The sequence below is a fragment of the Bradyrhizobium sp. Mp27 genome (genome assembly GCF_029953005.1).
GTDB lineage: Bacteria > Pseudomonadota > Alphaproteobacteria > Rhizobiales > Xanthobacteraceae > Bradyrhizobium > Bradyrhizobium barranii.
In genome coordinates, this window is the sequence record NZ_JASAUS010000902.1 from 1 (window position 1) to 217 (window position 217).

Genomic DNA, 217 nt, shown 5'->3' on the forward strand with positions numbered 1-217 from the left:
GTTCTCGGGTTCGATCACCTGCTCGATGCGCGGCAGGTGCGCGGGAAAGGCACGGGCAGCGCGCCTGGTCCGGCGGCTGGACGGCGCCGTGCCGGCGCGGCGCGCACGATCAGAGCTGGCCCCGCAAATTCGGACAGTAGCTTGAGTGGATTTTCTGCCTGACAGCGGCGAGGATTCTTGCTGCGAATCAGGAGCGAAGATGACGAAGAAGAGCCGC

General features: G+C 65.9%; 1 protein-coding gene. It reads right to left on the minus strand.

Features of this window, described 5'->3' with window-relative positions:
* Positions 1-217 (minus strand): hypothetical protein (locus QJT78_RS52950; RefSeq protein ID WP_281461025.1); only part of this gene is annotated, 217 nt, incomplete at both ends.